Here is a 9,660-nt window from a genome sequence, read left to right on the forward strand (position 1 = left end):
CGCACGCGGCCGGGCCGGCCCCGCGGGGACCGGCCCGGCCACCGGTCAGTACTGACGCTGGGGCAGCGCGGCCTTGGCCTGCTCCTGGGTGAAGGTGGTCTCCTCCGTCACCACGCGGGCGGGGACGGACTCGCCCTTGACGACCTTCTTGGCGAGGTCCATGAGCTGCGGGCCGAGCAGCGGGGAGCACTCGACGATGTAGTTGATCTTGCCGTCGGCGAGGGCCTGCATGCCGTCCTTGACGGCATCGATCGTGATGATCTTGATGTCCTTGCCGGGCACCTTGCCCGCGCCCTCGATGGCCTCGATGGCGCCGAGGCCCATGTCGTCGTTGTGGGCGTAGATGACGTCGATGTCGGGGTGGGCCTTCAGGAAGGCCTCCATGACCTCCTTGCCCTTGGCCCGGGTGAAGTCGCCGGTCTGCGAAGCGATGATCTTGAACTTGGCCTCGCCGCCGATGACCTCCTGGAACCCGGCCTTGCGGTCGTTGGCCGGAGCGGAGCCCGTGGTCCCCTGCAGCTCGACGATGTTCACCGGGTCGGTGCCCGACTTGTACTCCTCCAGCAGCCACTTGCCGGCCTTGCGGCCCTCCTCGACGAAGTCGGAGCCGAGGAAGGTCTTGTAGAGGCCGGTGTCCTTGGAGTCCACGGCCCGGTCGGTCAGGATGACCGGGATCTTGGCGTTCCGGGCCTCCTTCAGGACGGTGTCCCAGCCCGACTCCACCACCGGCGAGAAGGCGATGACGTCCACCTTCTGCTGGATGTAGGAGCGGATGGCCTTGATCTGGTTCTCCTGCTTCTGCTGGGCGTCGGAGAACTTCAGGGTGATGCCGGCCGCCTTGGCCGACTCCTGGACCGACTTGGTGTTGGCCGTACGCCAGCCGCTCTCCGCGCCGACCTGCGAGAAGCCCATGGTGATCGAGCCGTCGCCGCCGCCGGAGGCGCCGGTGCCGCCACCACCGCCGCCGCAGCCGGCCAGCGTCACGGCGGTGAGCCCGGCGAGAGCCAGGGTCGAGATCCTCTTCAACACGTGGGGGGTTCCTTCCTGAATGTGAGCGCTAACATAATGGGCCGTGTCAGCGCCGTGCCAACCTGTCCCCGACTAGATCCGGGCCGTGCTGGCCCGGCCGACCAGCGAGGGCGGGACCACGAGGCGCTCGCGCGCGTGCGGCTCCCCACCCTCGATCTGCCGTAGAAGCACCTCGATGCTGTGCCTGCCCACCGCGTCGAAGTCCTGCCTGATGGTGGTGAGCGGAGGCGAGAAGAACTCCGACTCGGGCACGTCGTCGAACCCGACGACGCTCACCCGGTCGGGGACCTGCACGCCCCGCTCGGTGAACGCCCGCAGCACCCCGAGCGCCATCTGGTCGTTGGCGACGAAGACCGCGGTCACGTCCGTCATGCTCGCCAGGCTGCGCCCCGCCTCGTAGCCCGAGCGCGGGCTCCAGTCCCCGGCGAGCGGCTCCGGGGCCTCACGGCCCGCCCGCTCCAGCGCGGCCCGCCACCCGGCCACGCGCCCCTCGGCCTCCAGCCAGTCGGACGGGCCGCGGACGTGCCAGACCGTCTCGTGCCCCAGGGACAGCAGATGCTCGGTGGCGAGCCTGCCCCCCTCGGCCTGGTCGACGCAGACCACCGACACCTCGTCGGCCTCGCCGCCCTCGACGGCGACCGTCGGCACGCCGAGGTGCAGGTCGGTCAGCGCCTGGGCGGCCGAACGCTGCGGCGCCACCACGACGATGCCGTCGACGCCCTGGTCCGCCAGGTAGTCGAGGGCGTCGCGGACACCGGCCCGGTCGATCGACTTGAGGCTGACGATGCTGATGAAGTAGCCGGCGGCCCTGGCCGCCTGCTCGATGCCGTAGACGGTGCTCGCCGGGCCGTACAGCGTGGTGTCGAAGCTGACCACGCCGAGAGTCCGGGAGTGCCGCGTGACGAGCGCCCGGGCGACGAGGTTGCGGCGGTAGCCGAGCTTGTCGATCGCTTCGAGCACCTTGGCGCGGGTCTCGCCGCGCACGTTGGGATGCTCGTTGAGCACCCGTGAGACCGTCTGGTGCGACACACCGGCCTCTCTGGCCACGTCGGCCATGACCGGCGGGCGGCGACCCGGGATCGATCCCACGAACTGCTCCTTTCCGGGCTTGACAAGACTGTGAGCGTTAACAATAGGTCACGTCAAGAGGGGCTCCGATTACGGTCGTGTCACGCCGGACGGCCCTTCGACGAGCGACGGAGAGGTTCGCCGGGCCCCCGGCTCGCGCGCGGGCGGGGGCCCGTGCCGTTGCCACCGGGTCGAAGTGTGATCCGCACGAGGCCGTGCGAGCATGAAATCTGGTGAAATGACCGCTACGCTCGGATCATGGCCGACCTCCCCGATCGCGACCCCCTGCAGCTGCGCCCCTCCGACCGCGATCGTGACCGCACGCTCGACATCCTCCGCTCGGCCACGGAGGAGGGCCGGCTGCCGATGGCGGAGTTCCACGAGCGGCTCGACCTCGTCTACTCCGCCAGGACCTACGGCGAGCTGGAGCGCATCACCCACGACCTGCCCGACACGACCCGGGGCGCGGCGCCCGCGAGCGGCGGGGCGGTCAGCCGGGCGGGGAAGCTGGGGCTGGCGTTCCTGGGTGCTTTCACCCGGGCCGGTCGCTGGCGGGCCGCGCGCACGTTCACCTCCGTGACCGTGTGGGGCGGCGGCACGATCGACCTGCGCGACGCGATCCTCGACGGGAACGAGATCCGGATCAGGGCGTTCGCCGTCATGGGCGGCGTCGGCGTCATCGTCCCCGAGGACGCCGAAGTGGAGGTCAGCGGCATCGGCATCATGGGCGGATTCGACCACCGGGCCAACGGCCCCGGCCGCCCCGGAGGCCCCCGCGTGACGATCACCGGTCTGGCGTTCTGGGGCGGCGTCGGCACCATGCGCAAGCGCCGCAAGACCCCCACGGACGACACCGCCGCGGGCTAGTCGTGCCGACCCACGCTAGTCCTCCGGCAGGAGGGTGCCGAGCGGTCCCAGGTCCAGGTTGAGATCGGCCGGGGTCAGGTCGAACCGCTCGCACAGCTCCGTCATGGCCTCCTCCAGCTTCATCAGCGTCAGACCCAGCGTCTCGACCTGCTCGTCCGACAGGTCGCCCCGCTCCATCCGGCGGATCGACTGGCGTTCCACGAGCTGGCGCACCAGCTCGACCAGCGTGAGCACGAGCCGGGACAGGTCGCGCTCCACCGCCTCCGGATCGGTCTCGATGCGGAGCCGGGGCGAGCGCGCCTGCCTGCCGGACGGGTCAGAACTGGTCGAGGTCATCGTAGGCTTCGGACTCCCGGATCGAGGTGATCAGCGCCCGGATCGAGATCCGGACCAGGTCGATGTCGGCGATGGACAGGACGAGGTCGCCGCTGATGACCACGCCGCCCGCGAGCAGCCGGTCCAGCAGGTCGACCAGGGCCACCCGCTCCGACGGCAGGCGTCCCTCGGCCGCCAGTGCGGCGCCGCGCGTCGGCTCGAACGTCACGCCGCGCCCCCGTGGTCGACCGGGTCGTCCAGCATCGCGAACGAGTAGGGCGCCCACGGCCCGGTCAGCTCGATCTCCCCGCCCTGGGCGCGCAGTTCCTCGAGGACGCGCGCGAACTCCTGGCTCCGGTCGTCCTCCACCAGGTAGGCGCCGTTGAGCACCATCCCCTCCGCGCGCCCGGAAAGCTGCGGGTCCTGGACCCGGTGGCGCCGGCTGGCGACCGCGATGGACCGCAGGACGTCGTGGACCCGCTCGGCGCGCTCCCATGCCCGCCGCATCGCCTCCTCGCGGCCGCGCAGGCTCGCCTGCCGCCGTTTCAGGTACGCCATGCCGGGCGAGGACGCCGACGTCCCCTCGTCGCGGCCGTCGTCCTTCGTCCCGGGGTCGGCCCGCTCGCCGGATCCCGCGTACACCTTCACGCCCCACTCCCTGCGCCCGGCGACGCGGGCGAGAGCCTGGGTGAAGTCGTCGTGCCGCTCGTCCAGGAGCGCGCGCACCTGGTCGTCGCCCGAGTAGACGGTGACCAGGCGGACCGGGACGGTCACCGTCCGCCTCGCCACCTCCTCGACCACGTGGTGGTGGGCGCGGGCGGTGCGGTCCAGCCAGTCGAGGTCCTCCATGGAGCGCCGCAGCGGCTCCTCGCCGAACTCGTCGAGCGGCACCGTGCTCACGTAGGCCGCCAGGCCCGCCCGGGTGATCGCCCGTACCGGCGCCCCCGCCACGCCCGTCAGCTCCTCGGGCGGGGCCGCCCCGGCGCCGTGCGCGACCGCGTACAGGTACGTGCCCGCGTCAGCGGCCATGCCGTCTCCTCTCCTCCCGTTCGCCGCCGCGACGCTCCCGCTCGCCCGCCGGTCCGGCCCGCGGCCTGCGCGGCGGCTCCTCGTCCGCGTACTCGACCGTCCCCTCGATGGAGCGGCGGGACGGGTGCCCGTCCTCCAGCTCGGCGACCCGCTCGCGCAGCCGGCGGTTCTCCTCCACCAGGTGCCGGTCGCCTCCGGACAGCCACGGATCGTGCTCCCACCAGTCGATGCCCATCTCCTTGGCCGTGTCCACCGAGGCGATGACGAGCCGCAGCTTGATCGTCAACAGCTCGATGTCCAGGAGGTTGACCCGGATGTCACCGGCGACGATCAGACCCCGGTCGAGCACGCGCTCCAGGATGTCGCCCAGGTTCGTCGGCTCCCGGCCCCCGGCCACGGACGACGGGCGTCCGGCGGGCCCCTGCCGCATCGGTTCCATCATCGCGCCGCCTCACCCAGGTCACCGCTGCCGCGCCGATAGCGCCGCAGCCTGCGGTAGGACAGCAGGTTTCCCTCCTCGTCCAGCTCGGCCTCGTAGAGGGCGAGGATGTCGCCGGACGACGGGATGCGGCGGTCCTCGACCACCTCCACGCCCACCAGCCAGCCGTCGTCCTGGGGCTTGACCAGCGTGACGCCCTCCGTCTGGCGGGAGGTCAGCTCGGCGATGTGGCGCAACCCGGCCTCGCCCGCCGTCATGGCGTTCAGGCGCCGGGGCACGTCGTAGTCCTCATCCCGGTAGTCCTCATCCTGGTAGCCCTCGTCCTCGTCGACGGGGTTCTCCTCGTACTCCTCGACGGGCTCGGCCGCGTCGAGGATGCCGGCATCCGGCTCGTCGCGTGTCCTCCGCCTGGCAGGCACCAGATCACCTCTCCCCGTTCTCGGCTTCCGGAGCGGCCGCGCCGGCCTGGACGGGCGCGCCGATCATCCGTTGCAGCACCTCCTGCATCCGCTCGGCGTGCTCCTCCTCCGAGATCAGGCCGGCGGCCAGGACCCGGTCGAGCTCCTCCAGCTCCCGCCGGACGGCCGCCGGGTCGCTCATCTCCCGCTCCACCTGCTCCTGGATGAGCTCACCCAGCCGGATCACGCCGCGGACCGGCGCCAGCGGCCAGCCGAACAGCAGCCCGAACAGGCCCATCTCCGCTCACCCCGCCGCCGGTGTCACGATGAAGTCGTACGCGGCCAGCGGCCCGAGCAGGCGCACCGTGACGCGTCCGGCCCACTGCCCGGCGAGTTCCTCCACCGCCTCCTCCAGTTCCGCCTGCCGTTCCGTCTCGACGAGGAGCGCGAGGTGGACGGCGTCCAGCTCGTGGGTCGGCTCCCGGACGGCGGCCATCACGCCCAGCGGCGCCAGGGCGTCGTACGCCGCCTGCGTGTCGGCCTCCCGTCTGGCGGAGATCGCCGCGTTGACGATCTCCCCGATCTGGATGCGCGCGTCGCGGGTCACCTCCTCGGGCTGCTCCCGGATCTGGTCACGCAGCCGCGCCACCTCCGGGTACTCCTCCAGCACCTCGGCGAGCACGGTCCGCTCCTCGTAGCGGCCCCTGACCACGTACTGGGCCCGCCCCTCGAGCTCCTTCAGCGCCGAGCTGAACTCGTCGTGGTGCGGGGCGAGCAACTCGTCCACGATCTCGTCCGGGCCGGGCATCACCGCCCCGAACCTGATGGGCAGCACCGGCACCTCGGCGGCGGTGGCGTCGAGGAGCTGCTCGTGCGCCACGAGGTCGTCCGGCGTGCCGAGCGGCCCCTTGCTGGTCAGATCGCTCACCAGCGCGCCGATCTCCCCGTGCCGGACCAGCGTCACGGGATGGGGCGGATTCCCCACGCCGCGAGCGTCCTCGGCCACCTCGACGTCGGACGGCACGATCCCGTACACGTAGGTGCCGACCCGCTGCGGGCGGGCCTCCTCCCCCGGCCGGTCGGCCGCCGAGGTCCCGGTCGCCGCACGTTCCGCCATGTCAGCCCTCCCCCTTGCGTCGCCCCCGGGCGGACCTCCGTTCGGAGTCCGGGGCGGGTTCGCCGATGATGTCCTGCAGCTTGTCGCCGGCCGCTTCCAGGACGCCCTGCACGGCCCCCTTGCTCTTGCCGGCCGCGCCGCTCTTCGTCATGTTCTGCATCAGCTCGGGCAGGCCCTGCTGGTTGCCCGATTCGGCGAGATCCAGCCGGTTCACCGCCTCCGCGAAGCGCAGATAGGTGTCCACGCTGGCCACCACGATGCGCGCGTCGATGGTCACCAGCTCGATGCCGACGAGCGAGACCCGCACGTAGGCGTCGAGCACCAGGCCCTTGTCCAGAATCGTGTCGATCACATCTGCCAGGCCCGAGGCGGAGGGCCGCTGGGCCACTCCGCCGGAAGACGCGGGCTGTACAGTCATTCGTTCGCTCCTCGATCGGCGCGGGCGTCACCCGCCGCGGCTACCCGCCCTGCGGCGCGCCGGCGCTTCCTCCTCGGGCTCCGCTCGACGCCGCCGGACCGGACGCTCGGCGCCCTGGCTCCGGGCCCTGCCACGGGCCGCCGGAGCGGCGGCGCGGCCACGGCGCGGCCTCTCCTCTTCCTCTGGCTCTTCCTCTTCCTCTGGCTCCTCCTCTTCCTCCTCCTCTGGCTCTTCCTCCTCGGCCTCGGCGGTCTCCCGCTCCTCTTCCTCTTCCTCCTCCTCGGGCTCCTCTTCCTCCTCCTCGGGCTCCTCTTCCTCCTCCTCTTCGGGCTCTTCCTCCTCCTCGGCGGTCAGCTCGGCGCGCTCGCCCTCGGCCTCCTCGGGCTCCTCTTCCTCTGCGCCCTCCTCGGCCTCGCGCTCCTCGTCCACGGCGGTCTCGTGGTCCTTGACCACCTCGCCGTCGCGGATCTCGCCGCGCCACCCGCCGTCCTCCATCTCGTCGGGATGGAGCATGACGTTGGTCATGACGTGCCGCTTGAAGTGCTTGAGCTCCAGGCGGGCCCGCCGGCCCTGCGCGCGCCAGAGGTTGCCGGTGCGCTCGAAGAGGCCCTGCGGGTGGTATTCGAGGACGACGACCACGCGGGTCAGGTCCGGCGTGAGCTCGTGGAAGCTCACCGCGCCGTCCACGTAGCCCTTCGCGCCCTCCGAACGCCAGATGATCCGCTCGTCGGGCACCTGCTCGCGGATCGTCGACTTCCACTCCCGGTGCGACCAGAGGACCTGCGCCTTCCAGGTGAGCTTCTCGTCGGACTCCTGGTTGACCTTCTCGACCTTCTTCATGAACGTCGGGAAGTCCTGGAACTGCGTCCACTGGTTGTAGACCACGCGGCGCGGCGCGCCCACGTCGACGGCCTCGACGATGTTGGTCAGCTTGAGCTTCTTGCCGCCCTTGCCCTTGCCCTTCCCCTTGAACAGGCTGCCGACCGCGCCCTTGAACGCGCCCGTCGCCGCCCCGGCGATGATCGATCCGGGCTTCTTGTCCGAGCCGGTGAGCGCGCTCAGCAGGTTGCCGCCGCCGTCGCCCTCGGCGAAGTCGGTGAGCCGGCCCGTGACGCCCTCGACCTTGTTCGTCACGGAGGACAGCGCCCGTTCGGCCAGGGCGAGGGCGACGTTCTGCAGGGCGGACCCGAGTTCGCTCGTGAGCCCGTCGGGCAGGAGCTTCTGGGCGCCCTCGGTGGCCTGTCGCCCCTTGTCCGTGGCGGTGCCCACGGCGCCGCCCGCCGCCTGCCGCCCTCGGCCCGCGGCCTGCCCCGCGGCTCTGCGAGCCGTCCCGGTCATCCTCGTCACGTCAGCCATGCCGGGTCACCTCCCCCTCCGGCTCGTGCCGGCGGTGGGACGCCGGGTACGGGTGACGGGTGAGCTCTTGGTGCTCCTCGCGCGGGGCCTGGGCTTCTCCTCGGGCTCCTCTTCCGGCTCCTCTTCCTCGTACTCGTCGTAGGCGCCTTCTTCCTCGTACTCGTCCTCCTCCGCGCGCGCCCGGCCACCTTCGGACTCGCCGAAGTGCCGCAGGGTTTCGGCGCGCTCGTGGAGCCGCGAGGTCAGGGTCTCCAGCTGCTTGCTCGTCGCGGCCACGGCGGCGGCCTTGCCGACCTCCATGAGCTCCCCGCGCAGCCGGTTGGTCATCTCCTCCATCTGAGGAGACTGGCCCAGCAGCTTGATGCCGTGCTTCAGCAGGCCGCTGCTGTCGCCCTTACGCAGGTTGCGAGCGACACCGGCGGCCGCCAGGATTGTCGCCAAACGCAATTTGTGGCGCCGACCGAGGTAATAGCCCGCGGCGAGTGCAAGCGCCACTCTGGCCCGGTCATTCATGACGTGCGCTCCCTACTGTGTCGAGCACCGACTGGCCGTCACCAGCCGATCGCCCACATGCCCATGAAGGGGATAGGGAAACCAAAACCACAATAAAACGGACAGACTTGCCGCATTGCAGGCTGCCGATTTACAGGGATCACCGGAGACGCCGTCCGGGCTCGCGAAGCCGCAGGTCAGGAAGCCACCGGCTACCCCCGGAGCGCTACAGCGGCTCGTGCACGCCGCGTGCGCGCGTCACCTCCGCCATGTGCGCGGCGGCCCATTCACAGGCGGCGGCCAGCGGCTTCAGCAGCGTCCGGCCGAGCGGGCTCAACTCGTACTCCACCCGCGCCGGGATCTCCGCGTAGGCGGTCCGTGTCACCAGCCCGTCACGCTCCATCGCCCGCAGGGTCTCGGTGAGCACCTTCGCGGTGATCCCGCGCAACGGCGCCCGCAGCTCCGAGAATCGTCGGGGCCCCGTCTCCAGACACCTGATGATCTTCGCGGTCCACTTGTCGCCGACCCGGATGAGCGGCGTGACCTGCGCGCAGGCGTCGAACATGCCGGGGTCGAGGGGCTGCGTCACGCCGCGAGCGTACGCGGGTTTCGTTGCGGGAACCAAGGGGGCGCCCGCTAGCGTCCGCCACATCGGCCGGCGACCAGGCCGGTCCGGCGAAACGGAGCATCACCCAAATGAGCAAGATCGTCATCTTCGGCGCGGGCGGGCGGGCAGGCAGGCACGCGGTCGCGGAGGCCGTCGCCCGCGGCCACCACGTCACCGCGGTCGTCCGCGACCCGGCCAGGCACCAGCACCTCCTGTCCCCCACCCCCGAAACCCTGGCCACACCCGCACCCGCAACCTTGGCCACGCCGGGAGATCCCACCACCCCCGCGACCCCGGCCACACAGGATGTCACCCCCGCTTCCCTCGCCGTCGACGGCCGCCGACTCGGTGGCGGGGAGCGTGGCGGACACGGGCGGCACGCCGGCGGCGGGATCGCGTCCGCGGGCGGCGGTGTGACGCTGGTGGCCGGTGATGTCACCGACGCGGGCAGCGTGGCGGCCGTCGCGGTGGGACACGACGCGGCGATCAGCGTGGCGGCCCGCCCCCACGTCCCCCCCGCGGGGG

Annotated in this window: 15 protein-coding genes; 2 read left to right on the plus strand and 13 right to left on the minus strand. The window is 71.7% G+C overall.

Translation table 11 applies throughout. The features are described 5' to 3' along the window. Positions 1-45: 45 nt before the first annotated feature. On the minus strand, positions 46-1,029 hold the full coding sequence (locus CXR44_RS31890) for an ABC transporter substrate-binding protein (RefSeq protein ID WP_180903803.1): 984 nt from the start codon (positions 1,027-1,029) through the stop codon (positions 46-48). 72 nt (positions 1,030-1,101) lie between these two features. Beyond that, positions 1,102-2,085: a LacI family DNA-binding transcriptional regulator gene (locus CXR44_RS31895; RefSeq protein ID WP_101789919.1), complete on the minus strand. Its 984-nt coding sequence runs from the start codon at positions 2,083-2,085 to the stop codon at positions 1,102-1,104. Between the two features lie 270 nt (positions 2,086-2,355). On the opposite strand from CXR44_RS31895, the gene CXR44_RS31900 reads away from it, so the two are divergent. Then, positions 2,356-2,964, plus strand: coding sequence for a DUF1707 SHOCT-like domain-containing protein (locus tag CXR44_RS31900; RefSeq protein ID WP_101789867.1), 609 nt, complete (start codon positions 2,356-2,358; stop codon positions 2,962-2,964). Between the two features lie 15 nt (positions 2,965-2,979). Here the strand turns inward: CXR44_RS31900 and CXR44_RS31905 are convergent, their stop codons facing one another. From CXR44_RS31905 to CXR44_RS31955, 11 genes are all read right to left on the minus strand, one after another. Next, positions 2,980-3,300: a gas vesicle protein K gene (locus CXR44_RS31905; protein WP_101789868.1), complete on the minus strand. Its 321-nt coding sequence runs from the start codon at positions 3,298-3,300 to the stop codon at positions 2,980-2,982. Next, positions 3,281-3,508 carry a gas vesicle protein gene (locus CXR44_RS31910; RefSeq protein WP_101789869.1) on the minus strand — a complete coding sequence of 76 codons (228 nt, stop codon included), beginning with the start codon at positions 3,506-3,508 and terminating at the stop codon, positions 3,281-3,283. Before CXR44_RS31910 ends, CXR44_RS31905 begins: the two co-directional genes overlap by 20 nt. Beyond that, the gene (locus CXR44_RS31915; RefSeq protein ID WP_101789870.1) at positions 3,505-4,308 is read right to left on the minus strand and encodes a GvpL/GvpF family gas vesicle protein; all 804 of its coding nucleotides are present in this window, start codon (positions 4,306-4,308) and stop codon (positions 3,505-3,507) included. The genes CXR44_RS31910 and CXR44_RS31915 overlap by 4 nt, the downstream gene beginning before the upstream one ends. Beyond that, the gene (locus tag CXR44_RS31920; protein ID WP_101789871.1) at positions 4,298-4,750 is read right to left on the minus strand and encodes a gas vesicle protein; all 453 of its coding nucleotides are present in this window, start codon (positions 4,748-4,750) and stop codon (positions 4,298-4,300) included. The genes CXR44_RS31915 and CXR44_RS31920 overlap by 11 nt, the downstream gene beginning before the upstream one ends. Then, positions 4,747-5,166, minus strand: coding sequence for a gas vesicle protein GvpO (gene gvpO, locus CXR44_RS31925; protein ID WP_245899644.1), 420 nt, complete (start codon positions 5,164-5,166; stop codon positions 4,747-4,749). The genes CXR44_RS31920 and gvpO overlap by 4 nt, the downstream gene beginning before the upstream one ends. A gap of 4 nt (positions 5,167-5,170) precedes the next feature. Then, positions 5,171-5,443 carry a gas vesicle protein GvpG gene (locus CXR44_RS31930; RefSeq protein ID WP_101789872.1) on the minus strand — a complete coding sequence of 91 codons (273 nt, stop codon included), beginning with the start codon at positions 5,441-5,443 and terminating at the stop codon, positions 5,171-5,173. Between the two features lie 6 nt (positions 5,444-5,449). Further along, entirely contained in the window at positions 5,450-6,262 is an 813-nt protein-coding gene (locus tag CXR44_RS31935; RefSeq protein ID WP_101789873.1) for a GvpL/GvpF family gas vesicle protein, read from the minus strand. A 1-nt stretch (position 6,263) separates the two neighbouring features. Then, positions 6,264-6,680 carry a gas vesicle protein GvpJ gene (gene gvpJ / locus CXR44_RS31940; RefSeq protein ID WP_101789874.1) on the minus strand — a complete coding sequence of 139 codons (417 nt, stop codon included), beginning with the start codon at positions 6,678-6,680 and terminating at the stop codon, positions 6,264-6,266. Between the two features lie 27 nt (positions 6,681-6,707). Next, a complete protein-coding gene (locus tag CXR44_RS31945; protein ID WP_245899646.1) occupies positions 6,708-8,036 on the minus strand; it encodes an SRPBCC family protein in 1,329 nt (442 codons plus the stop codon). 6 nt (positions 8,037-8,042) lie between these two features. Next, the gene (locus CXR44_RS31950) at positions 8,043-8,477 is read right to left on the minus strand and encodes a hypothetical protein (RefSeq protein ID WP_144070167.1); all 435 of its coding nucleotides are present in this window, start codon (positions 8,475-8,477) and stop codon (positions 8,043-8,045) included. Positions 8,478-8,754: 277 nt separating this feature from the next. Continuing rightward, a complete protein-coding gene (locus CXR44_RS31955; protein ID WP_245899648.1) occupies positions 8,755-9,117 on the minus strand; it encodes a winged helix-turn-helix transcriptional regulator in 363 nt (120 codons plus the stop codon). A 107-nt stretch (positions 9,118-9,224) separates the two neighbouring features. Here CXR44_RS31955 and CXR44_RS41300 point away from each other — a divergent pair. Next, positions 9,225-9,660 (plus strand): NAD(P)H-binding protein (locus tag CXR44_RS41300; protein WP_245899650.1); only part of this gene is annotated, 436 nt, incomplete at its 3' end.

This window comes from Nonomuraea indica (assembly GCF_002850745.1).
Classification (GTDB): domain Bacteria; phylum Actinomycetota; class Actinomycetes; order Streptosporangiales; family Streptosporangiaceae; genus Nonomuraea; species Nonomuraea indica.